Source organism: Streptomyces sp. cg35 (assembly GCF_050410835.1).
In the GTDB taxonomy this organism is placed as follows: domain Bacteria; phylum Actinomycetota; class Actinomycetes; order Streptomycetales; family Streptomycetaceae; genus Streptomyces.
The window spans coordinates 346,525-368,393 of sequence record NZ_CP191268.1 but is presented as its reverse complement, the minus strand read 5'-3'; the positions used below and the strand labels follow the sequence as shown (position 1 = coordinate 368,393).

Annotated in this window: 22 protein-coding genes and 1 riboswitch; of the genes, 17 read left to right on the top strand and 5 right to left on the bottom strand. The window is 71.6% G+C overall.

The window, feature by feature from the left end; translation table 11 throughout:
• Positions 1 to 9: 9 nt before the first annotated feature.
• Entirely contained in the window at positions 10 to 1,782 is a 1,773-nt protein-coding gene (locus ACQUQD_RS01880) for an adenine deaminase C-terminal domain-containing protein (RefSeq protein ID WP_428950123.1), read from the bottom strand.
• A gap of 48 nt (positions 1,783 to 1,830) precedes the next feature.
• Entirely contained in the window at positions 1,831 to 3,279 is a 1,449-nt protein-coding gene (locus ACQUQD_RS01875; RefSeq protein WP_428950122.1) for a purine-cytosine permease family protein, read from the bottom strand.
• 228 nt (positions 3,280 to 3,507) lie between these two features.
• On the opposite strand from ACQUQD_RS01875, the gene ACQUQD_RS01870 reads away from it, so the two are divergent.
• Positions 3,508 to 4,575 (top strand): LacI family DNA-binding transcriptional regulator, encoded by a 1,068-nt coding sequence (locus ACQUQD_RS01870; protein ID WP_428950121.1) that lies wholly within the window; start codon positions 3,508 to 3,510, stop codon positions 4,573 to 4,575.
• Positions 4,576 to 4,608: 33 nt separating this feature from the next.
• Here the strand turns inward: ACQUQD_RS01870 and ACQUQD_RS01865 are convergent, their stop codons facing one another.
• Positions 4,609 to 4,785: a hypothetical protein gene (locus tag ACQUQD_RS01865; RefSeq protein WP_428950120.1), complete on the bottom strand. Its 177-nt coding sequence runs from the start codon at positions 4,783 to 4,785 to the stop codon at positions 4,609 to 4,611.
• Positions 4,786 to 5,153: 368 nt separating this feature from the next.
• Here ACQUQD_RS01865 and ACQUQD_RS01860 point away from each other — a divergent pair, with 368 nt between their 5' ends.
• Positions 5,154 to 6,329: an alanine--tRNA ligase-related protein gene (locus tag ACQUQD_RS01860; RefSeq protein WP_428950119.1), complete on the top strand. Its 1,176-nt coding sequence runs from the start codon at positions 5,154 to 5,156 to the stop codon at positions 6,327 to 6,329.
• 69 nt (positions 6,330 to 6,398) lie between these two features.
• On the opposite strand, the gene ACQUQD_RS01855 is transcribed toward ACQUQD_RS01860, so the two are convergent.
• Positions 6,399 to 6,587 (bottom strand): hypothetical protein, encoded by a 189-nt coding sequence (locus ACQUQD_RS01855; protein ID WP_428950118.1) that lies wholly within the window; start codon positions 6,585 to 6,587, stop codon positions 6,399 to 6,401.
• 149 nt (positions 6,588 to 6,736) lie between these two features.
• Between ACQUQD_RS01855 and ACQUQD_RS01850 the strand changes: the two genes are divergently transcribed.
• From ACQUQD_RS01850 to ACQUQD_RS01840, 3 genes are all read left to right on the top strand, one after another.
• Positions 6,737 to 7,147 carry an ANTAR domain-containing protein gene (locus ACQUQD_RS01850; RefSeq protein ID WP_428950117.1) on the top strand — a complete coding sequence of 137 codons (411 nt, stop codon included), beginning with the start codon at positions 6,737 to 6,739 and terminating at the stop codon, positions 7,145 to 7,147.
• Between the two features lie 189 nt (positions 7,148 to 7,336).
• The gene (locus tag ACQUQD_RS01845; RefSeq protein ID WP_428957425.1) at positions 7,337 to 7,609 is read left to right on the top strand and encodes an STAS domain-containing protein; all 273 of its coding nucleotides are present in this window, start codon (positions 7,337 to 7,339) and stop codon (positions 7,607 to 7,609) included.
• Complete coding sequence (locus ACQUQD_RS01840; protein WP_428950116.1) at positions 7,591 to 7,980, top strand: STAS domain-containing protein; 390 nt, start codon at positions 7,591 to 7,593, stop codon at positions 7,978 to 7,980. Before ACQUQD_RS01845 ends, ACQUQD_RS01840 begins: the two co-directional genes overlap by 19 nt.
• A gap of 42 nt (positions 7,981 to 8,022) precedes the next feature.
• On the opposite strand, the gene ACQUQD_RS01835 is transcribed toward ACQUQD_RS01840, so the two are convergent.
• A complete protein-coding gene (locus ACQUQD_RS01835; RefSeq protein ID WP_428950115.1) occupies positions 8,023 to 8,724 on the bottom strand; it encodes an aspartate/glutamate racemase family protein in 702 nt (233 codons plus the stop codon).
• A 159-nt stretch (positions 8,725 to 8,883) separates the two neighbouring features.
• A riboswitch (TPP riboswitch) is annotated at positions 8,884 to 8,984 on the top strand.
• Between ACQUQD_RS01835 and ACQUQD_RS01830 the strand changes: the two genes are divergently transcribed.
• From ACQUQD_RS01830 to ACQUQD_RS01775, 12 genes are all read left to right on the top strand, one after another.
• Complete coding sequence (locus tag ACQUQD_RS01830) at positions 8,976 to 10,421, top strand: purine-cytosine permease family protein (RefSeq protein ID WP_428950114.1); 1,446 nt, start codon at positions 8,976 to 8,978, stop codon at positions 10,419 to 10,421. (Overlaps the previous riboswitch by 9 nt.)
• Before the next feature lie 135 nt (positions 10,422 to 10,556).
• A complete protein-coding gene (locus ACQUQD_RS01825) occupies positions 10,557 to 11,252 on the top strand; it encodes an alpha/beta hydrolase (protein WP_428950113.1) in 696 nt (231 codons plus the stop codon).
• A gap of 115 nt (positions 11,253 to 11,367) precedes the next feature.
• Positions 11,368 to 12,285 (top strand): class I SAM-dependent methyltransferase, encoded by a 918-nt coding sequence (locus ACQUQD_RS01820; RefSeq protein WP_428950112.1) that lies wholly within the window; start codon positions 11,368 to 11,370, stop codon positions 12,283 to 12,285.
• Between the two features lie 94 nt (positions 12,286 to 12,379).
• Entirely contained in the window at positions 12,380 to 13,087 is a 708-nt protein-coding gene (locus ACQUQD_RS01815) for a response regulator transcription factor (protein WP_428957424.1), read from the top strand.
• Positions 13,074 to 15,038 (top strand): sensor histidine kinase, encoded by a 1,965-nt coding sequence (locus ACQUQD_RS01810; RefSeq protein ID WP_428950111.1) that lies wholly within the window; start codon positions 13,074 to 13,076, stop codon positions 15,036 to 15,038. Before ACQUQD_RS01815 ends, ACQUQD_RS01810 begins: the two co-directional genes overlap by 14 nt.
• A 113-nt stretch (positions 15,039 to 15,151) precedes the next feature.
• On the top strand, positions 15,152 to 15,571 hold the full coding sequence (locus ACQUQD_RS01805; RefSeq protein WP_428950110.1) for a hypothetical protein: 420 nt from the start codon (positions 15,152 to 15,154) through the stop codon (positions 15,569 to 15,571).
• 72 nt (positions 15,572 to 15,643) lie between these two features.
• On the top strand, positions 15,644 to 16,240 hold the full coding sequence (locus ACQUQD_RS01800) for a class F sortase (RefSeq protein WP_428950109.1): 597 nt from the start codon (positions 15,644 to 15,646) through the stop codon (positions 16,238 to 16,240).
• A gap of 80 nt (positions 16,241 to 16,320) precedes the next feature.
• Positions 16,321 to 17,217: an NAD-dependent protein deacetylase gene (locus tag ACQUQD_RS01795; protein ID WP_428950108.1), complete on the top strand. Its 897-nt coding sequence runs from the start codon at positions 16,321 to 16,323 to the stop codon at positions 17,215 to 17,217.
• 271 nt (positions 17,218 to 17,488) lie between these two features.
• Positions 17,489 to 18,784, top strand: coding sequence for an ABC transporter substrate-binding protein (locus tag ACQUQD_RS01790; RefSeq protein ID WP_428950107.1), 1,296 nt, complete (start codon positions 17,489 to 17,491; stop codon positions 18,782 to 18,784).
• Entirely contained in the window at positions 18,784 to 19,773 is a 990-nt protein-coding gene (locus tag ACQUQD_RS01785; protein ID WP_428950106.1) for a carbohydrate ABC transporter permease, read from the top strand. The genes ACQUQD_RS01790 and ACQUQD_RS01785 overlap by 1 nt, the downstream gene beginning before the upstream one ends.
• Positions 19,766 to 20,614, top strand: coding sequence for a carbohydrate ABC transporter permease (locus ACQUQD_RS01780; RefSeq protein WP_428950105.1), 849 nt, complete (start codon positions 19,766 to 19,768; stop codon positions 20,612 to 20,614). Before ACQUQD_RS01785 ends, ACQUQD_RS01780 begins: the two co-directional genes overlap by 8 nt.
• Before the next feature lie 6 nt (positions 20,615 to 20,620).
• Entirely contained in the window at positions 20,621 to 21,856 is a 1,236-nt protein-coding gene (locus tag ACQUQD_RS01775) for a Gfo/Idh/MocA family protein (protein WP_428950104.1), read from the top strand.
• The last annotated feature ends 13 nt before the right edge of the window (positions 21,857 to 21,869 follow it).

The window sequence follows — 21,869 nt, the reverse complement described above, 5'->3', positions numbered from 1 at the left end:
AGAGCGGCGTCAGTTGGCGGCGGGGCGCAGGATGTCGACGACGTCCTGGGTGTGGTAGTTGACGACGCCCAGGTCGGTGACGGCGTACTCGGGGATCGCGGTGATCTCCAGGAAGATCAAGTAGCCGAACGCGGAGGGCAGTTCGCAGCCGAGGGCGCGGGCGGCGGCCTCCAGACGGTCCTCGGCGTCGGCCATCTCCTCGGGCGGCAGGTCGGCGACAATGCCGGCGACCGGGAGCGGCAGGAACTCCTTGATCTCGCCGTTCTCCACGACGATCTGACCGCCGCCGTGCTCGGCCAGGTGGTTCACGGCGAGGGCCATGTCGGCCCGGTCGGCGCCGACACAGATGATGTTGTTGTCGTCGGGGGCGGCCGACGAGGCGATGGCACCGGAGCGCAGACCGAACCCGTTGATCATCGCGGTGGCGGTGCCGCCGCCGTTCTTCCCGTAGCGCTCGGAGACCGTGACGTACAGGGCGTCCTGGTTCAGGTCCGCGCGGACCGTGCCCTCGACGACCGGGAGCGTCAGCTCGACGCCCTTGCGCACGAACGGCACCGTGCGGTCCATCTCGACGACGAGCACCCGGGCCGAGGAGCCCTCGGCGACGACACCGATGCCCTCGGCGCTGACCGGCGCGACCTGGAAGGCGGGGGAGAGGGCGGGGGTCCGCTCGGGCGGCCGCGGGGCGTTCACCGTACGCCCGTCCTCGGCGACCAGCTCACCGCGCGAGAACACCCGCTCCACCTGGAACGACTCGGGGGAGTCGACGATCAGCACGTCCGCGTAGCGGCCCGGCGTGATCGAGCCGACGAGGTGGTCGATGCGGTACATCTCGGCGCAGTTGAGCGTCGCCATCTGGATCGCCTCGACGGGCCGCACCCCGGCCTTGATCGCCATGCGCACCAGCTTGTCGAGGTGGCCCTCGCGCAGGATGTCGGCGACGTGCATGTCGTCGGTGCACAGCCCGACGCGGCGCGACTGGGCCCCGAACTCGGTGATGGTGCGCACGTTCTCGTTCATGAAGTGCGCCACCGACGACTCACGGATCAGCAGCGACATGCCGGCCCGCAGCTTCTCCAGGGCCTCTTCGGCGGTGTAGCTCTCGTGGTCGAGGCGGACGCCCGCGGCCGACAGCGCGTTGATGGTGGTCTGCGCGGCCATCGGGGCGCAGCCGAAGATCGGCAGCCGGTTGCGGTGGGCGAGTTCGAGGGCCTTGAGGACCTTTTCGTCGCGGTTGAGGACGAACTCGGCGACGGTCTCCCACACGCCGAAGCAGTCCGCCTGCCCCTGCGCCTGCGCGTGGTCGTCCGGTCCGAAGGTGAAGCCGACGGTCGTCTCGGGCAGCGTGTACGGCGTCTTGAACGGCGCGCCCCAGAAGATCTTCATCGGGCTCGCGTCGGCCTCGCGCAGCGCCTCGCGCACGCCGTCGAGGCCGGCGACGACGAGGAACTGGTCGAGCCCGGAGACCACCGAGGTCGTACCGAACCGGACGGCTGCGTCGGCGAACATCGTGACCGACAGCTTGGAGCACTCCAGGTGCAGGTGGCCGTCGATGAGTCCCGGGGTGAGGTACTTGCCGGTGGCGTCGACGATCTCGGTGCCGGGCCCCTCGTACGCGCTGACGTCCCCGGTGGCGGCGACGCGGTCGCCGGTGATGGCGACGTCGGCCGGGTAGATCTCGCCGGTGCAGACGTTGACGAGCTGTCCGCCCTTGATGATCCGGTCGGCCTTGACGACACCTTCGGAGGCGTCGATGAGGTCGCGGAGGCTGGGGTGGTTCATGGGGTTCGCTCCAGAGCGCGTACGAGAGGGCGGAGAAGGAGGGGAGTCTCAGGCGGAGGGGGTGAGCGCGGCCTCGGCGCGGACGGTGCGGCGGGCGAGCAGCCAGTACGCGACACCCGCGACGAGGGCGCCCGCGAACACCGACAGGTCCAGGCCGCCGGCGGCGTCGGACAGCGGCCCGACGAACACCGTGGAGTCGACCCAGAGGACCGCGGCGACGAAGCCGAGCAGGACCGCGATCAGGCCTGCGGGGCGGACGCCGCCCTTGTGCCAGTAGATGCCGTCGCGGCCGGTCTCCTCGGGGAACAGCGAGGGGACGTCGTAGCGGCCGCGGCGCAGCGCCCAGTCGGTGAGGTAGACGGCGGCCCACGGACCGAGCCACAGCACGATCAGGCTGAGGAAGTTCGACAGCAAGGTGTAGAAGTCCGCGGAGAAGACGGCCCACAGGGTGATCGCCGTGCACAGGGTCAGGTCGATGAAGACGACCATCCAGCGCTTGATCGGGATGCCGACGGCCAGCAGGTTCAGGCCGGAGGAGTACATGTCGGTGGTGTTCACCGCGAGCAGCGAGACGATCGCGAGCAGCAGGTACGGGGTGATGAACCAGCCGGGCAGGACCTCGGGCAGTCCGGAGATCGGGTCGGTCGCGTTCGTCGTCGCGGTGGCGACGGCCGCGCCCAGGATCTGCAGCAGGATGTTGGGCACCATGCCGCCGAGCGCGGCGCAGGTGAACACCTTGCGGGGCGCCGAGTCGGCGGGCAGGTAGCGCGAGTAGTCGCTGCCCATGTCCGCCCACGACAGGCCGCCGGACGCGGTCACCATGGCGAGCACCAGGGAGATCGTCACCAGCGACGGGGCGGCGCCGTGCGCGGCGAAGTCGGCCTTGGGCACGACGAGGAACGCCATGACCGCGAACATCGCCGCGAAGATCCAGGCGAAGTACTTCTGGACCTTCATGATCAGGTGGTAGCCGGACAGCGGCAGCAGCATCTGCAGACCGGCCGCCACCGCGATGACCAGCAGCTTGAGCGGGGTGCCGGCCGTGACACCGGCCTGCTCCAGGAGCGCGAGGCCGGCGAGGACGATCAGTACCATGCCGCCCGCCTCGAAGCCGACCAGCATGACCCAGCTCAGCAGGGCCGGCAGCCGTCCGCCGCGCGGCCCGAAGGCGGCGCGCGACACGGAGTGTGTGGACGTTCCGGTGCGCGGTCCCTGGAGGCTGGTCAGGCCGGTGACGGTGAAGCCCAGGACGTTGCCGACGACGATCAGTGCGACCGCGTACCAGAACGACAGGCCGAAGGAGACGACGAGCGCTCCGTAGACGACGGTGAAGACGGTGGTGTTGGTCCCGGCCCACAGGCCGAACAGGCGGCTGGGCCCGCCCTGGCGCTCGGCGGCGGGGACGGCGTCGATGCCGCGCTGCTCGACCGTGAAGACGGACGTCGGCGTGGCGGGCTCGGAGGATCCGGGCGGGGCGGCGGTGGTGGCCTCGGCCATGGTCGGCAGGCGTCCTTTGCGGACTCGCGTCCCGGCCTGGAGGGACGGGACGGTGATGTACGGGGATGTCCGGTGCGAACCGGAGGGGCGCACGGCGGTGTGCGGGGGAGCGGCAGGCGGCACGGGAGTGGTCCGGTGCGAACGCCGAGCCTGTTGCCCAAACGTTTTGGCAACGGTCCGGACGGTACTGCCTAAACGTTTTGGCAGTCAACCGGTAAGCTCGCCGCCATGTCAGACGTCACAGAGCCGAAGCGGAACGGAGCGGCCCGGGGCCCCCGCGCCCAGGGGGCGGCCAAGGGAGGCGGCCTGCGCGAGGTGGCCCGGCGGGCCGGAGTCTCGGTCACCACCGCCTCGCACGCGCTCAACGGGGTCGGCCGGGTCGGCGCCGAGACGCGCGAGCGGGTGCTGGCCGTCGCGGCCGAGATCGGCTACCGCGCCAACCCCAATGCCCGGGGGCTGCGCGGCGCCCGTACGGGGCTGCTCGGTCTGACGCACCGCACCGCCGTCGAGGGCGGCATCACCGACATCGAGTATTTCGTGAAGATCGTGAACGCCGCGACCTGGACGGCGATGGCGCACGACTACTCCCTCGTGCTCGTCCCGCCCTCCCTCGACGGCCGCCCCTTCGACTCGCTCCCGCTCGACGGCACCATCGTCATCGACCCGCTCACCGACGACCCGCTGCTGACGCGGCTGTCGGACATGGGTGTGCCCGTGGTCACCACCGGCCGCGACCTGTCCCGCAAGGACGCCTTCCCCTGGGTCGACAACGAACTGTCCACCTGCGCCGTCGCCGCCTTCGAGCATCTGGCGGCCACGGGGGCCCGCCGGATCGGTCTGCTGACCGGATCGACCGGGCAGTCCTACGACGAGGACGCCGCCCGTACCTACCGTGACTGGTGTGCGCGCACGGGAAATCCGGTGCTCATGGACCGCGCCGAGCCCGGCACCGACTCCACCGCGGCCGCGCACCGGCTGCTCAGCCGCCCGGACCGTCCCGACGCGCTGTACGTGGTGATGGAGAAGTTCGGCTTCGCCACGCTCGCCGTCTGCCGTGAACTGGGTCTCGCCGTGCCGCAGGACGTCCAGATCGTCGTCGGCGCGGACGGTGAGTTCGCCCGCAGCGCCCGTCCCGCGCTCACCGCGCTCGACCTGGCGCCCGAGGAGATCGGCAAGCAGGCCGCGGAGCTGCTCATCGGCGTGATCCAGAACCCGCGGACGGAGGAGACCGCGGCGCGGCACCGGCTCGTTCCCGCCACGCTGCTGCGGCGCGCCTCGACCCGTGAGCCCGTCTGAGGCGTTCCCGGCGGCGGACGACTGCGGTTTGGGTCAATAGATCACGGTGGACCACCGGTTGCAGCAGATCTGCTCCTCGGCCTGCGCCGATACGGCGTTCTCCTCGGGCTGCTGCGGCGGCTTCCGGAGCGTGCCGTCCGGCGCGGTGCGGGAGTGCGGCTGCACCGGGACGCGGTGCGCCAAGCTGTTGATCGCATCAATCTCGGCCATGTCCGGTCAACGAGCCAGGCGCCGCCTGGTTGCGCGACGTGACCGACTCCGGTGGCGTGCAGGCCGCCGCGCTCTCCTTCGTGCGCCGGCCGGGCCTCGCCGCCGGGGCGAGTCGAAAAGCAGGTGTGGTTCCCGCGCGGGCCGCGTTAGCGTGGAGCCATGAACGTCATCGGCCGAAGTGCCACCGCAACCGCGCGAGCGACCAGCTCGCCGGTTGCCGCCTGACGTTCTTCAGTTCTTCCTCGGCGACCGGAGACGGCCCGCCGAGGATTCCGTGGCAGTCCCTTCCCTGCCCGCTCCGGTCTCCGATGATCGTGCGGACCCCGTGTCCGGTGCCTCCCCGCTCAGTCGCGAAGGAGCCACACCCCATGAACACCGAAGAGATCATCCGTACGTTCGTCGAGTACTTCGAGGAGCGCGGCCACCGCCGCATCACCGGCTCCACACTCCTGCCGCCGCCCGGCGATCCCGTCCTGTTCACCACGTCGGGCATGCATCCCCTCACCCCGTACCTCGAAGGGAAGCCGCACGAATTGGGGCGGCGGCTGGTCAACGTGCAGCGCTGTCTGCGGACCACGGACGTGGACGAGGTCGGCGACCCCACGCATCTGACGGTCTTCGAGATGCTCGGCACCTGGTCGCTCGGCGACTACGAAGGCCCCCAGAGCCTCGTATGGGGATACGAACTGCTCACCGAGGGGCTCGGTGTCGACCCGGGCCTGATCCACGCCACGGTCTTCGGCGGCGACGAGCAAGTGGGCCCCGACACGGACTCCCTGCGCGTGTGGCAGGAGTTCGGGGTCCCGGTGGAGCTCACCGTCGAGGACAACTGGTGGTCCAACGGCCCGACCGGCCCGTGCGGACCCGACTCGGAGATCTTCGTCTGGACCGGCGACACCCCACCGCGGTCGACGCCCACCCGTGACGACCGCTGGGTCGAGGTGTGGAACCACGTGATGATGCGTCACCGCCGCCTTCCCGACGGCTCCCTCGTGCCGCTGCCGCAGCGCAACATCGACACCGGCCTCGGCCTGGAGCGGCTGGCCTCACTGCTCCAGGGCAAGAACTCCGTGTTCGAATGCGATGTCTTCACGCCGTGGCGCGACCTGGTGCCGTCCCTGTGGGACCTGGACGAACCGTCGTTGCGTATCGTCTGCGACCACTTGCGCTCCGCCATCGTGGTGATCGGGGACGGAGTGCGGCCGGGCAACACGGGACGCGACTACGTGCTGCGGCGGCTGGTGCGGCGTGCCCTCACCGTCTTGTGGCGCGACGACCCCTCACCTCATCTGGGCGACCTTCCGGGGGAGTTGGTGCGCCACACCCTGGACCACTTCCGGCAGACCACGGACCCGGACGAGGTGCGCGGGGTTCTCCTCGACGAGGAACAGCGGTTCCGCCGGCTTCTCCAGCGCGGCCGACAGGTGCTGGCCCGCCCGCGCTTCCAGGGCCCGCTCGACGAAGAGGACCTGCACTATCTGCACGACACGCACGGCTTGCCCCGCGACCTGGTGCTGAGCCTGCGGAGCTTGGGGTGGTCGTAGGGGACCGGGGTGGCGTGCATCAGATGCCGCGCTGCCGACGGATCGACCCGGCACCCGTGAGAGGAGCACTCAGCGCGGCGTCCCGTACACGGACCACGCGATGATGAACAGCACGACCGCGCCCGTCAGCACCAGGGTGCCGGTTCCCATGTGCAGGGAGCGTTCTTGCTCGGCGCGCTTCTCCTCGATGAGGACCTTCGCGTCGGCCTCCGTGCGCGTACGCACCCATTGGCCGTTCTGGCCCAGATTCGGAACCATGCTGCACCTCCCGCATCAACTCCTGTGCTGCTCACCACTTTTCGGGACGTCAAACCGCACAGGTGCGAATATGTCGAGGGCATGCCGATGCGTTACGCAAGGCATTGCGCGGCGTGAAAAGTGGGAGAGAGTGTGAAACAAGCCGCCCCATGGAGACAGCACTGCCCGGCCGAGCGGTACCCCGTCCCGACAACAGCGCGGAGGTCGTGATGAGCCCTGAAGGCGAAGGCGCCGATCCGGCGGAGGGCGCGGAGGTGTCGGTGGCCGCGCTGAAAGAGGAGAACGAACAGCTCCGGCGCGCCATCCACGCGCACGCGACGGTGGACCAGGCGATCGGCATCATCGTGGCGGTCGGCCGGCACACGCCGGAGGAGGGATGGAACATCCTCCGCGAGGTGTCCATGAACACGAACGTCAAGCTGCGTGAGGTGGCCGAGGCGTTGATCGAGTGGGGGTGCAGCGGGGACCTCTCCGCGGGCATCCGGGCGGAACTCGAGCGGCGTCTGGATCGCCACCGGGGCGACAGCGCATGCGGCGATCGGCGGCCACCCGCTTCGTGACCGGGCGAGGGCCCCGCTCTCCGCCCGCTCCACGAGCGGGCGGAGAGCGGGGTGGCGAGCTCACTGCCGAACCCTCCCGGGAGGGGCTCGGGGCGTCAGCCCTGTTCTCTGCCCTGGTCTGGGCGGGGTTCCCGCATTTGACCGAGTCATTCAGGTTCTGGGGAACACGATGGGAACAGCGGCGCCACGATTCCCCGCCACGGCAGGGAACCGACCGGGGAGCTGGACCACCACACCACGCCCGAGGTCCGCGCCGCGCTGCCCGGCATCGACCTGTGCCCGGTCCGGCAACTCGTCCTCGATCTCGAAGGTCTCGCGCCGTGCGACTCCAGCGGTGTCGGCGTGCTGATCGCCTGCCCGGCACACAAGGGGGCGTGGCTTCCCGGATCGGGGGTAGGCGCAGCCGATAGGGGCCGTGCGGCCCTATGGCTGAGGGGTCGAAGATGGAACGAGCGCGGGTGAGCTTCCCGGCCCGTTGGGAAGACGGCGGTGTCCTGGTCGTCGATGTCGTCGGCGAGTTCGACGAGGGCGCGGCGGCCGAGCTGTGCGGTCTGCTGACGCGCATGGCCCGTACCGGACAGCAGGTCTTCGTGGTGGACTTCACGGGAGCCGAGCGCTGTGACATCGGCGCGGCCCGGGCGTTCGTCCGGGCGAGCCTGGAGGCGGAGGCCATGTCGGGGGACGGGTTCCTCGCTGTCGTCGCGAGCGCCGTGGTGCGTTCCGCGCTGTACACCGCGGCTGCCGACTGCCTCTCGGGCGGCGTCCACGGCTCCGTCACGGACGCCGTCGAGGCGTACTGGGCCCCGGAGGGACTGGGGGAGCGGGCGTCCTGAACGCAGGCCCGCTCGGCCGCCGCGGAGCCGGCAGCCGCTGGTTCAGGACGCGGCGTCGCCCAACGCGGCCGTCACGGCTGCCTCGGCATGCAGGCGTGCCGTCGGAAAGACGGGGACGGGACTGTCCTCGGCACCGATCAGCAGCTCGATCTCGGTGCAGCCGAGGATGATTCCCTGCGCGCCCGCATCGACGAGTCCCGCGATGACCTTCTGATACGCGGCGCGCGACGCGTCGCGGACCACGCCGAGGCACAACTCCTCGTAGATCACCCGGTGCACGAGCGCCCGGCCCGCTTCATCGGGCACGAGGACGTCGAGGCCCCCCTGTTCGAGGCGGCCGCGGTAGAAGTCCTGCTCCATCGTGAACGCGGTGCCCAGCAGGCCGACCCGCCCGAGTCCGGCCGCACGTACGGCGTCGGCGGTCGCGTCGGCCAGATGGATCAGGGGGACAGCCGTGGCCGCCTGGACCTGGTCGGCGACCTTGTGCATCGTGTTGGTGCAGATCAGCAGCATGTCGGCGCCGGCCGCCTCCAGGCTCCGGGCCGCCGCGGCGAGAATCCGTCCGGCCTCCGCCCAGCGGCCCTCGACCTGCAACCGCTCGATCTCCGCGAAGTCCACCGAGTGGAGCACGCACCGCGCCGAGTGCAGTCCGCCGAGCCGGTCCCGGGTGAGCTCGTTGAGCAGCCGGTAGTACTCCGCCGTCGACTCCCAGCTCATCCCGCCGATCAACCCGATGGTCTTCATCGCACCCCTCCTGAACCGTGATCACCGGGCGGGCCTGCCCGGCACTCACGAGCATAAGCGCAGGGTCTGACGGCGAATCGCGCCATAAGCGGGGCTTATCGGAGGTCATGGGGGTGGGGCGAGCGCAGGGCGAAGGACCGGCTAGTGTTCGCTCCGGTACTGCCCGACACGGGGTGCCCCGCGACAGCGACGGGGCTGAGATCACACCCGTAGAACCTGAACCAGTTAGCACTGGCGGAGGGATGTCAGCGATGTCGATGCCGCACGCTTCCATGGAGCCGCACGCCGCCGAGGCGCCGGGCGCGGCCGTCTTCGACGGGCGCATGCCCGTCGCACCGGGGGACTGGCGCCCCGAGGCGCGGGGCATAGCCCCCGTCCCCGAGAGCCACCGGTACGGGCGCGCCGGACGGCTGTTCACCGTCTGGTTCGCGCCGAACCTGACCATGAGCGGCGTCTTCACCGGCACCGTCGGGATCGCCCTGGGGCTGGACTTCGCCACCGCCCTTGCCGCGGTGGTCGTCGGCACCGTGCTCGGCGCCGTGCCCACCGCCTACCTCGGCACCTGGGGCAGCCGCACCGGTGCGGGTCAACTGCCGCTCGCGCGGCTGGCCTTCGGGCGGGGCGTGGTCGTACCCGGCGCTCTGCAATGGCTGTCGTCCATCGCCTGGGACGCGCTCATCGGCCTGTTCGGCGGCGACGCCCTCGCACGGCTCTGCGGCTGGCCGTTCTGGCTGGGGGCGCTGGTGATGATGGCCGCCCAAGGAGCGCTCGGCGCGCTGGGCTACGAGGCGATCCACCGCCTCCAGAAGGGCATGACGGCTGTTCTGGCGATCGCCTTCTGCGCCCTGGCGGTCCGCCTTGCCGACGCCGGGGTCACCCCGGCCGGCCACGGGGCCGCGCACGGTGCCGACCGCTTCGGCGCGTTCGTCCTGACCGCCACGATCGCGTTGAGCCTGGCCATCTCCTGGGCTCCGTACGCCAGCGACTTCAGCCGATATCTGCCGCGCGCCACCTCCCCGGCGCGCATGTTCTGGTGCACGCTGTCCGGCGTCGTCGTGTCGTTCACCGCCGTTCAGGCCCTCGGGCTCTGGGGCGCCTCGGTCTTCACCGACCAGACCGCCCAGGGCGTCGACACCTTGCTCGGCGGTGGAGTGATCGGCTCGGTCGGACTGCTGGCCGTGGCGCTCGCCGCGCTGTGCAGCAACGCGATGAACGACTACAGCGGTTCGCTCGCCCTGCAGGTCATCGGGGCGCGCCTGCCGCGCCCGCTCGCCGCCGGTCTCGCCGCGCTCCTCGGCTTCCCGCTGGTGCTGTGGATGCACGCCGCGGACACTGCCGCCCGCTTCCAGAACGTGCTCCTGTTCGTGGGCTACTGGATTCCCGGGTTCGTGGCGGTCGTCCTCGTCGACTGGCGGGCCCGGGCCCGTGAGCGAGGCGGCGCCGACATCGACCTGGCCGAGGAACAGGCCCGTCAACAACCTTTTCTGCCCGCGCTGTTGGCGTTCCTCGCCGCCTTCGCCGCCACCGTTCCCTTCATGGACACGGCCCTCTACGTCGGGCCCGTCGCCGAGGCGCTGCACGGCGCGGACCTCGGCTACTACGTGGCCTTCGGCACCGCGCTCGTCCTCTACGCGCCTTTCAGGCTGCGTCGGGGCAAGACGCTTCGGACGGGCCGCACCGACGTCGGCCCGACGTGATCAGGTCCGACCTGAACTGACAGGCATCGGCGCCCGGCTGCCGGCCGGACGCCGGTACGCGTCATGCGGGTCCAGGGATTCTGCTGTCGGCCAAGACGGGCGCGGCCGTCCCGCCGAGGCCGACAGGATCGGCCCATGCAGCCGCTCTTCGTGCTCGTCCACAGCCCGTCCGTGGGTCCCGCGACCTGGCGCCCGGTGGCCGACCGCCTGAGAGCGGCGGGACATCAGGCGCGGGTGCCGTCCCTGCTGCACGTGGCCGCCGACGCTCCGCCTTTCTGGCCCGGCATCGTCCGCGCCGTCCGTGACGACCTCCGGCACGTCCCGGCCGACCAGCCCGTCGTCCTGGTGGCACACAGCAACGCGGGCCTGTTCCTCCCTGTGATCCGCTCGGGCCTCGACCAACCGGTGACCGGCTCGGTCTTCGTCGACGCCGCGCTGCCGGCCCGGACGGGACCGACCCCCGTCGCGCCATCGGAACTGCTGGACCTTCTCCGCCCGATGGCGGTCGACGGCGTACTGCCGCGATGGACCGACTGGTGGGACGAGGCCGACATCGCCCCGATGTTCGCCGATCCCGCGATGCGGCGGACGGTCGTCGAGGAGCAGCCCACTCTGCCGCTGTCCTACTACGAGCAGCACATCCCCGTGCCCGACGGCTGGGACGACCACCCCTGCTCCTACCTGCTGTTCGGCCCGCCGTACGAAGACCTCTGCGCCGAGGCGCGCGCACGCGGCTGGCGCGTGGCACACCTTCCCGGCGCACACCTCCACCAGCTCGTCGACCCCGCCGGCACGGCCCGGCACCTCGTCGGCCTCGCCACCGCCCCCTGACGCTCCCGCCCAGTACAGCCGAGCTTTTTGCGCAGCACGCCGTCGAGATCGCGGGCTTCTTGCGTCATGGGCAAATCGGAATGCGCCGAGGGCAAGAGCGCGTACCGTCGGACCCATGACGCACGACGTATCCGCAGCTCACGGCACCCACGCACACACCCACGCGCACGGCGGCCACGGGGAAGCGCACCAGCACGGACCCGGCCCGGACGGCCTCGCGGAGATCCTCGACCGCGACGCCGAACTGTTCGCGAGCTACCTCGCCTCCGTGACCGCCCGGGTCGCGGAGCTGGCCGGGGACGACGTCCGGCACATCGTGGACCTCGGTGCCGGCAGCGGAACCGGCACCTTCGCGCTGCTGAAGCAGTTCCCCGACGCGCGGGTGACCGCCGTCGACAGCTCCGCCGACATGCTGGAACAGCTCGCCAGGGCCGCGGCGGAGCGGGACGTGACCGCACGGGTGGAGACCGTCCAGGCCGACGCCGGGGCGAGCCTGCCGGGCATCGACGGCGCGGACCTCGTCTGGGCCTCGGCCTCCCTCCATCACCTTGACGACCCGGCCGCGGCGCTCGCCGTCATCCATGGAGCACTGCGCCCCGGCGGGCACGTGGCCGTCGCCGAACTGGACGGGATGCCGCGCTTCCTGCCCGACGACGTCGTGCCGGACCGGACCGGCCTGGAGGACCGGTGCCGTACGGCGCTCACCGCACTCCACGCCGAGCAGGTGCCCCACCTGGGAGCCGACTGGGGCACCCTGTTGGCAGCGGCGGGTCTCGGCGTCGAGTACGAGCACACCGAGCATCTGCGCCTGGACGCCTCGACCCCGCTGCCCGCGAGCGCCGGACTCTACGCGCACCGCGTCCTGCACCGCATCCGCGGAGCCGTGGAGGGCCGCGTCGACGCCGCCGACCTCGCGGCGCTCGACACGCTCCTGGACGGCGGCGCGCAGGACGTGCGCCACCGCGACGACCTCGTGGTGCGCTCGACACGACAGCTGTGGATCGCCCGCCGCCCCGCGGACGCCGGACTCTGACGGCGCGCACCGCCCGCGTCGGGCCGCGGAGGAACCGCGCCGAAGCGGCACGTCACGCGGCTCGCCTACGCTCTGCCAGGTGTGCGCACATGTGATGGTCGCCGAAGACGACGAGAAACAGGCCGAACTGGTCCGCCGCTACCTGGAGCGGGAGGGCCACGCCGTCACCGTCGTGGGGGACGGGCGGCAGGCCATCGAGGAGGTCCGGCACAAGGAGCCCGACCTCCTCGTCCTCGATGTGATGATGCCGCGGACCGACGGCCTGGACGTCGTACGCGTGCTGCGCGCGGAGGCGCGTGAGGTGCCGGTGCTGATGCTGACGGCCCGCAGCACCGAGGACGATCTGCTGCTCGGCCTCGACCTGGGCGCCGACGACTACATGACGAAGCCGTACAGCCCGCGCGAGTTGATGGCGCGGGTGCGCACACTGCTGCGCCGCACCCACCGGGGCGGCCCCGGCCCGAGCGGCACCGCCCGGTTCACGGTCGGCTCGCTGGTCGTCGATCCCGACCGGCACGAGGTCTCGGTCGACGGCGCGCCCGTGGAGTGCACACCCGGCGAGTTCCGGCTGCTCGCCGCGATGGCCGCCGAGCCCGGCCGGGTCTTCAGCCGTCAGCGGCTCCTCGCGGAACTGCACGGATTCGACAAGTACATAAGCGACCGCACGGTCGACGTGCACGTCATGAACCTCCGCAAGAAGATCGAGCCCGCGCCGCGCCGCCCGGTCCGGCTGCTCACCGTGTTCGGCGTCGGCTACAAGCTGACGGACCCGGCGAAGGGCGCACGCGATGCGTCGGCGTAGGCCGGGGGAAGGGCCGCGGCGGGACCGGCCGCCGCTGCGCAAGAGCCTGAGCGGCAGACTGCTGGGCGTCTCCGTCCTGGTCGCCACCTGTTCCGTGGCGGCGACGGCCTGGCTCGCCGTCCAGACCACGTCCGGCGCCATCAAGCAGGAACAGGGCCAGAACCTCGCCGACGACACGAGGATCTACGACACCCTGCTCGGGTACGCGGCCACGCACCCCGGCTGGGACGGCGTCGACGCGACCGTGCGCGACCTGGCCCGCTCCACGGGGCGCCACATCACGGTGACCACCCAGGCACGCCGTCCGCTCGCCGACTCGGCGGGGCACACGGCCCCGGGCGCGCTGCCCACGCAGGCCTCGGCCACCGTCGATCCGCTGTCCGTGGACACGGCGCTCGCCGCCGACCGGACCCGGACGGCGACCGCGTCGACGGACCGGATCGACGCACGCGCGGTCGGCCCGTTCCGGCTGCCGGCCGCCGAGCGGTCGCAGCTGCGCGCCTTGGCCCGGCGCGCCACGTCGTGCCTGCGGTCGGTCGGGCTCGCCTCGGACATCGTGGTGGGCCCGAGCGGCCGCCCGCGGATACAGACCGTCGGCACCGGCGCCGGTACCGGGACGAGCACCGCCACCCTCCCCCCGGTGTACGACAAGTGCACGACGGACGCGCTCGACCGGCCGACGACGACGGAGCGCAAGGCGCTCGCCGCGCTGACCCGCCTCACCAACTCCTGCCTCACGCGCCAGGACCACTCCCGCGTCGCCCTCTCCCTCGACCTCACCTGGGAGCAGGGGCCGCGCCCCGTACCGGCGCAGGAAGCGTCCCGGGCACCGACGCCGGCCCCGGTCGCGACCGTGGCCGAGGACGACCGCACGGTGGCCTCGTGCGTCAGCACGGCGCGCCGCGAACAGCTCACCTCCTACGTCGCCGCGCCCGTCCTGCTGCTCATCGGCGACCCGGACGGCGGCACCGTCCCCGGTTTCGACCTGTCCCCCCGTAACACCGCCAAGATCGCGGGCGTCGCCGCCCTGGTCCTCGCCCTGACCGTCGGCGCCTCCGTCCTCGCCGGCACCCGACTGGTGCGACCGCTGTACGCGCTGACGGGCGCCGCCCAGCGACTGCGGGACGGCGGCGCCGCGCAGCCGGTACCGGTGACGACGGACAACGAGATCGGCAGGCTCGCGGCCGCGTTCAACGACATGTCGGCCCACCGCGCACGTCTGGAGGAGCAGCGCAAGGCCATGGTGAGCGACGTCGCGCACGAACTGCGCACGCCGCTGAGCACCATCCGCGGCTGGCTGGAAGCGGCGCAGGACGGACTGGCCGACCCCGATCCGGCGTTCGTCGCGTCGCTCCTCGAAGAGGCCGTGCAGCTCCAGCACATCATCGACGACCTGCAGGACCTGGCGGCCGCGGACGCGGACGCGCTGCGCCTGCACCCGCGGCCGCTGCGCGTCGAGGAACTGCTCGGCCAGGTCGCCGCGGCCCACCACGTGCGCGCGGAGACCGCGGGGGTGACGCTGGCCGTGGAGCAACAGGCTCCTCCCGTGCCGGAGTTGACGGCGGACCCGGTGCGGCTTCGGCAGGCGGTCGCCAACCTCGTGTCGAACGCGATCCGTCACACGGAGCCGGGCGGCACGGTCACCCTGCGGGCCCACGCGACGGAGTCCGGTGACGAGATCGTGGTGGAGGTCGCCGACACCGGCAGCGGCATCCCCGAGACCGACCTGCCGTACGTCTTCGACCGTTTCTGGCGCGCGGAGAAGTCCCGCAACCGGCGCACGGGCGGCAGCGGCCTGGGCCTGTCGATCGTCCGCAAACTCGCCCAGGCCCACGGCGGTTCGGCCACGGCCGCGAGCACGGAGGGCGAGGGATCGGTGTTCGCGCTGCGGCTGCCGCGCACGGGTCCGCCCCCGCGGACCGGCCCTGATGCCACGACCACAGCGGTCTGACAGCTTCTTCACAACTCCGCGCAAGCCTGTGTCCGTCGATCACCGGCTCACAACCGGCGATCGACGTCTCGTGGCCGACCGGCCCCGAGCGAACAGGTATTGGAGTCATCGCCATGTCCCACCGACTGTCCCTGCGCACCGCAGCCGTCGCCGCCGCCGTGGCGGCCGGGGTGCTCGTGCCCGCCGGCACCGCGCTCGCCACCGACACCACACCCAAGCCGGTGGCGAGCGACCGCGCCGCCGACGAGAAGGCCGACAAAACGCCCGCCCCGACCGGGGACTCGGACGCGGCGCGCAAGCGGGCCGCCGCCAAGGAGGCCGAGGCGACGCCCGCTCCGGCGCAGGACTCGGAGGCGGCGCGCAAGCGGGCCGCCTCCGCCACGACACCGCCGCGCGGCGGTGTGGCCGCCGGTGAACAGCCGGCGGCGCACGACGACGGCGCCACCACGGCCCTCGTCGGCTCGCTCTCCGCGGCGGCACTCCTCGCGGGCGCGGGCACGGTGGTGCTGCGCCGCCGCTCGGCGCAGCACTGAGCAACCGCCCTCCGCTCAAGGCGCCGTCCGTTTCCCGGGCGGCGCCCCGGCTTTCCGCCCCAGGAGTCCCTCGTGCACCAGCCGACGCGCCGCGCGGCCGCCCTGCCCCTGCTCGCCCTCCTCGTCTCGCTCACCGCCTGCTCCTCGGGCACCGGCGCCCGCATCAGCGGCGACGCGACCACCGCGCCGCCCACCCGTCGGGTGCCCGGACCCGAGCGCACCGCTTCCGCCGTTCCCGACCGGGTGACCATCGCGTCCGTCGGCGTCGACAGCGCTCTTCTCCCGCTCGGACTGAACCAGGACGGCACCGTCGAGGTCCCGCCCGCCGAGCAGGGGATGACCGCCGGCTGGTACACGGGTGCCGCGGTTCCGGGCGAGCCCGGCGCCGCCGTGATCATCGGGCACAACGACACCCGGTTCGGCGAAGCCGTCTTCCACGACCTCCACAAGATCAGCAAGGGTGCCGACATCGCCGTGCGCGACTCCCGCGGCAGGACCGTCCACTTCACGGTCACGGCGACCGAGACCGTCAGCAAGAAGGCCTTTCCGACGGACAAGGTCTACGGGGCCACGAACGCGCGCGTCCTGCGCCTGATCACCTGCGACGGCGCCTTCGACCCGCAGGGCCACCCCGTGGACAACCTGATCGTGTACGCAGCCGAACGCTGATCCGCCGGCCACCCCGACGTCCCGTCCCCGTCGTCCCGACCGCAGGCGCCGGGCCCGCTGTGCCTCGTAAGCTGGCAACCATGCGGACGCGACCCACGCTGACCTGGGAACCCACGGGCGACCTGCCGCCGGCCTCGACCGACCTGGGCATCGTCGTCGAGGCCGTGCGCGCGGGCGGGGTCGCCGTGCTGAGCGGCGCGGGGCTCTCCACCGAGTCGGGCATCCCCGACTACCGCGGCGAGCACGGCTCCCTGCGCCGACGGCACGTCCCGATGACCTTCCAGGAGTTCGTCGGCGGCGAGGACGCGCGACAGCGCTACTGGGCGCGCAGCCAGCTGGGGTGGCGGGCGATGACCCGCGCCCGGCCGAACGCCGGGCACCGGGCCGTCGCCACGCTGGCCGAAGCCGGGCTCGTCACGGGCGTGATCACGCAGAACGTGGACGGGCTGCAGCAGTCCGCCGGGGTGCGGGACGTCATCGAGCTCCACGGCAGCCTGAGCCGCGTGATCTGCCTCGACTGCGGTCGCGGCAGCACCCGCTCGGAGCTCGACCGCCGGCTGCGGGAGGCCAACCCGGGGTTCGAGGCCGCCGCAGGGCGACACCGTGCGGCGCGGGTCAATCCGGACGGAGACGTGGAGCTGCCCGAGGAGGCGGTCCGCGCGTTCCAGGTGGTGCCGTGCGCGGCCTGCGGTACGGGCGTGCTCAAGCCCGACGTCGTCTTCTTCGGCGAGAACGTGCCGCCCGAGCGGGTGGCGGCGTGCCACCGCCTCGTCGACGAGGCCACCACCCTCCTGGTGCTCGGCTCGTCCCTGACCGTGATGTCCGGGCTCCGCTTCGTGCGCCGGGCGACGCAGTCCGGCACCCCGGTCCTGATCGTCAACCAGGGCCCCACCCGCGGCGACCGCTGGGCCGCGCGCCGGATCGAACTGCCCCTCGGCGAGGCGCTGTCCGCCGTCGCGGCGCAGGTGTGCGCCTGACGTCCGAGCGCGTGACGCGACGACGCTCTTCTCCTGACAAAGACTGATCTGCACCGCTGTGGCCCTCCGCCCCGGTGCCGCGTCCGGCTGTCCCGCGACAGGGCTCTCATGCGCAAAGTTGATTCAAACAGCCATTGACCCGTCAACTTCGAGCAAATAGCGTCGGGGTACTCCGGTTGTGGGGCCACGCCCCCGAACGACCGCCGACGGCTGCACGCCTTCTCCCGGGTGGGGAAGGGCGCTGCCCTCACCCCCTCCAGGAAGGCCCCGCGTGCGCAGACGTTCCCTCCTCTCGGCGGCTGCCGCGACCACGCTCGCGACGGCCCCACTCGCCTCCGGCTGCAGTTCCTCCGCGTCCTCGTCGGCCTCCTCCGGCGGCTCCCGGCGCGGCCACCTCACCTACGGCGTCTGGGACGTCTACCAGGTGCCCGCGATGCAGCGGGCGGCGCGGGAGTTCGAGCGCACCCGGCCCGGGGTCACAGTCGACGTCCAGCTCACCCCCAACGGGACGTACTGGACGAAGCTGCGCACCGCCTGCACCGGCGGCGCGGCCCCGGACGTCTTCTGGATGAACGGCCCGAACTTCGGCCTCTACGCGGACGCGGGACAGCTCCTGCCCCTGGAGACCGACGGGCCCGACGCCGTAGTGCGGCCCGACGACTTCCCGCCGGACCTGATGTCGCTCTACCGCTGGAAGGGCACCCAGTACGGCGCCCCGAAGGACTTCGACACCGTCGCCCTCTGGTTCAACAAGGAGATCTTCGACCGGGCCAAGGTCGACTACCCGGACGACAGCTGGACCTGGCAGGACCTGATCTCCACCGCCCAGCGGCTCACCGACCGCAGGCGCGGGATCTACGGTGTCGGCGCCCCGGTCCGCCCGCAGGAGAACTACTACAACTCGATACCCCAGGCGGGCGGTTGGGTCATCTCCGCGGACAAGGCGCGCTCCGGCTACTCCGACGAGCACACCAGGGAGGGACTGCAGCTGTGGGTCGACCTGATCCACCGCTACCGCGCCTCGCCCACGCTCCAGCAGATGACCGACACCGACCCCACCCAGATGTTCCAGTCCGGGACGCTGGCCATGACCTACGAAGCGTCCTACAACGCGGCGACGTTCTACCGCGACCCCGAACTGCGGGCCAAGGTCGACGTCGCGCCGATGCCCAAGGGCCGCCGCCGCGCCACCGTCCTGCACGGCCTGGCGAACGTTGTCTACGCCCGGACGCCGCACCCCGAACTGGCCCGGGAATTCGTCCGGTTCCTCGGCGGGGAGCAGGCCTCCCGACTCCAGGGCAAGTACGGCACCGCCATCCCCGCGCGCAACGGCACCGCCGAGCCCTGGGCCGCCGGAATGCCGCGCTTCGACCTCCAGGTGCACCTGGACGCGCTCGACTACGCGGTGCCCTTCCCCAGCTCCGCCAACAGCGCGGCCTGGCAGCACAAGGAACAGATGTGGCTCGCCAAGGCATGGAGCGGTGACGACAGCCTCAAGGGCGCCACCGGCTCCCTGACCGACGCGATGAACCAGCTGCTCGCGCAGGAGAGAAAGGGCCGGTCCTGATGAGCCTCGATGTGCGTACGGACACCGCCGTACCGGCACCGCGCACCGCGCCGAAAGCCGTGGACCAGCGGGAGCTGCGCCGACGTGAGCGCCGCTTCGAGAACCGGGACAAGTGGTGGGGCTACGCCCTGATCGCCCCGGCCGGACTGGGCCTCGCGGTGTTCTACCTGTGGCCCGTCGTGCAGACGCTGTACTACAGCTTCACCGAATGGGGCGCCTTCGGCGGCACCACCTGGATCGGCCTGTCCAACTACCGCACGCTCGTGGGCGACCCGGAGTTCTGGCAGTCGCTGGCCAACACCGGCATCTACACCGGCCTCGTACTGCTCGGGATCCCGCTGTCGATGGCCCTCGCCGTGCTCCTCAACATCAAGGGACTGCGCGGCACCGGCGTCTACCGCACGCTCTACTTCCTGCCCGTGGTCACGATGCCCGCCGCCGTCGCGGTGGTCTGGCGCTGGCTCTACAACGGCGACGCCGGCATCCTCAACCACGCGCTGTCCACGATCGGGATCGACGGCACCTACTGGGTGTCCGACCCGCACACCATCCGCTTCGCCGTCGCGATCGTCGGCGTGTGGATGACCGTCGGCTACAACATGATCCTGCTGCTCGCCGGACTCCAGAGCATCCCCGGCGACTACTACGAGGCGGCGGCGCTCGACGGCGCGGGACGCGTCCGGCAGTTCTTCTCCGTGACCCTGCCGCTGCTGAGCCCCACCCTGTTCTTCACCACCGTGCTCTCGGTGATCCAGTCCCTCCAGGTCTTCGACCTGGTGTACCTGATCATCGGTGCCAATACGACGAACTCGCTCCAGAACCCCGCCTACGGCGAGGGCCAGACCGTCGTGATGCTCTTCTTCCAGAAGGCGTTCTTCGACAACCAGCGCGGCTACGGCGCCGCGATCGTCTGTGTGCTGTTCGTCCTGATCATGGCGATGACCGCCGTCCAGTTCCGGTTGCAGAAGAGGTGGGTCCACTATGCGTGAGTCGACGCGGAGCACCCGCCGCAGCCGCGAGGGCCGGCTGTGGCCCGCTCACCTCCTCCTCTCGCTGGGCGCGGTCGTCACCGTCTTCCCGCTGGTGTGGGAGCTGTTGACCTCCTTCAAGAGCTTCGGCGAGTCCGTCCAGGTGCCGCCGACGATCCTGCCCGCCCACTGGGACTGGTCGAACTACGCGAAGGTCTTCGACGGGGTGCCGTTCGGGCAGCAGTTCCTCAACACCGTCGTGATGGCGCTGCTGCGCACCGCGGCCCAGCTGCTGCTGTGCTCGATGGCTGCCTACGCCTTCGCCCGCATCCGCTTCCCCTGGCGCGGAGTCATCTTCCTCGGATTCCTCGCCGTGCTGATGGTGCCGGGCCAGCTCTTCCTGCTGCCCCAGTACCAGATCATGCAGGACCTGGGCTGGCTCGACTCCATGCAGGCGCTGGTGGTGCCCGGCATGTTCTCCGCCTTCGGCACGTTCCTGCTGCGCCAGTTCTTCATGGGCCTGCCCGAGGAACTGGAGGAGGCGGCGCGCCTCGACGGGGCCAACCCGTTCACCGTCTTCTGGCGGATCGCCCTGCCGCTGGCCCGCCCGGGCCTCCTCGCGCTGGGCATCCTCACGTTCCTCTGGTCGTGGAACGACCTGATGTGGCCGCTGATCGTCAACACCGACCCGGCCAAGATGCCGCTGTCGGCCGGTCTGGCCGCCCTCCAGGGCGCCCACCTGACCGAGTGCCCGGTGCTGATGGCCGGGTCCCTCCTCGCGACCCTCCCGGTGATCGTGGTGTTCGTCGCCATGCAACGCCAGTTCATCCAGGGCATCGCTTTCTCCGGCATGAAGGGCTGAGCACGCGTGACCGACACCTCCCACGTCTCCACCGCACCGGCGGGCAGCAGCACACCCACACGTGACCTGCGCCTCGGCGTCATCGGGCTCGGCCTGCGCGCCACCCTCGCGCAGGAGGCCCACCGCCCCGGCGAGGGGTCCGTGGTGGTGGCCGCCGCCGACACGTCACCCGGCATGTTCGGCAGGGCCCGCACCTGGTTCGGCGACGACGTCCACGTCTATCCCGGCCACCGGGAGATGCTGGTCGCGGAGGACCTGGACGCCGTCTTCGTCATCACCCCCGACCACACCCACGAAGCGCTCGCCGTCGACCTGCTGGCGGCCGGGGTCGCCGTCTTCGTGGAGAAGCCGCTGGCCATCACCACCGAAGGATGCGACCGCGTCCTGGAGGCCGCGCGAACCGGCGGAGCCCGCCTGTACGTCGGCCACAACATGCGGCACATGCCGGTGGTCCGGGTGATGCGCGACCTCATCAGGCGCGGCGAGATCGGCGAGGTCAAGGCCGTGTGGTGCCGGCACTTCGTCGGCCACGGCGGCGACTTCTACTTCAAGGACTGGCACGCGGACCGCCGCAACACCACCGGCCTTCTCCTGCAGAAGGGCGCCCACGACCTGGACGTCATCCACTGGCTGGCCGGCGCGTACACCGAGCGGGTCAGCGCGCTCGGCGGACTCACCGTCTACGGCGACATCGCCGACCGCTCGGGGCAGGCCCCCGGCGCGGTGATGCCCGACTGGTACGACCCCGAGAACAACTGGCCGCCCCTGTCCCACACCGGTCTCAACCCCGTCGTCGACGTGGAGGACCTCTCGATGATGGTCATGCGCCTCGAGGGCGGCGTGCACGCCAGCTACCAGCAGTGCCACTACACACCCGACTACTGGCGCAACTACACGGTCATCGGCACCGAGGGGCGGCTGGAGAACTTCGGCGACCACGGGGAGACCGCCGAGGTCCGGGTGTGGAAGCGGCGCAGCGGATACCGGGCCGACGCCGACCTCGTCGTCCCGATGCCGGAGCCCGGCGACGGCGGGCACGGCGGCTCCGACCCGCTGCTGGTGGCGGAGTTCCTGCGCTTCGTCCGCACGGGCGGGGCGACGGACACCAGCCCGGTCGCGGCCCGTGAGGCCGTCGCCGCGGGCGTCGCCGCCACGGAGTCGCTGCGCGCCGACGGCCGTCCCGTCACGGTGCGACGGGTCGCCCCGGATCTGGCGGAGTGGTTCGCGAACGGCCAGCGGTGAACGCCCCCTGAAA